At 59.0% G+C, this 883-nt stretch carries 2 protein-coding genes; both read left to right on the top strand.

The features are described from left to right. On the top strand, window positions 1-341 hold a 341-nt coding region (locus ULO1_RS13410; protein ID WP_159446910.1), incomplete at its 5' end, for an ACT domain-containing protein. A 15-nt stretch (window positions 342-356) separates the two neighbouring features. Further along, window positions 357-883 (top strand): L-serine ammonia-lyase, iron-sulfur-dependent, subunit beta (locus ULO1_RS13405; RefSeq protein WP_200806974.1); only part of this gene is annotated, 527 nt, incomplete at its 3' end.

Genomic DNA, 883 nt, shown 5'->3' with positions numbered 1-883 from the left:
TAGTGCGGGGACAAAGCGGTAAGGTGGTGGATCTGGTCGCCTCCTCCATCGGCGGGGGCAACATCCGGGTGGTCAATCTGCTGGGCTTCCCGGTGGATTTTTCCGGTCAGTTCCATACCCTCATCATTCCCCACCGGGACCGTCCCGGTCTGATCGCAGCGGTCAGCGGCCTGCTGGCTGAAAGCGGAATTAACATTGCCCAGATGAAAGTGACCCGGGAACAGCGGGGAGCAGAGGCGATTATGATCATTGAGACAGACCAAAACTGTCCAGAATCTCTGGCTGACAAAATCAAGGGGATAGCCAATATTCAGGATGTAATTGTCGTTAAGCCACTGTAAAGGAAGGGAAATAAGATGTTAAGCTATTTAAAAGTACAGGAGCTGGTGGAAGCAGCGGAACGGACAGGCCAGAAACTGTGGCAGGTGATTCTCACCGATCAGGCTCAGGCACTGGGGCGCGGCCAGGAGGAGCTATGGCAGGAGATGCAACACAGGCTGCAGGTGATGCGGGAATCGCTGGCTAAAGGCCTGAGCGGGGATAATATCTCCGTCAGCGGCCTGAGCGGGCGGGATGCTGGCAAGGTGCAAAGGGCGCTGGCGGCAGGGCGCCTGCTGGGCGGACCGGTACTGGACGGAGCCATCCTGAAGGCCCTGGCGATCGCAGAGGTGAATGCGGCGATGGGCAGGGTCGTGGCGGCGCCGACAGCGGGTTCCTGCGGCATACTGCCTGGAGTGCTGTTAACAGCAGCGGAGGTATTGCAGGCTTCGGAAGAGGAACAGGTGGCGGCTCTTTTTACCGCTTCCGGCATCGGCATGGTAATTGCCAAAGTTGCGGGAGTTTCGGGAGCTGCGGGAGGGTGCCAGGCTGAATGCGGCAGTGC

It is taken from the genome of Carboxydocella sp. ULO1 (assembly GCF_002049255.1).
Lineage (GTDB): Bacteria > Bacillota.
This window is presented reverse-complemented; position numbering and strand designations above follow the sequence as displayed.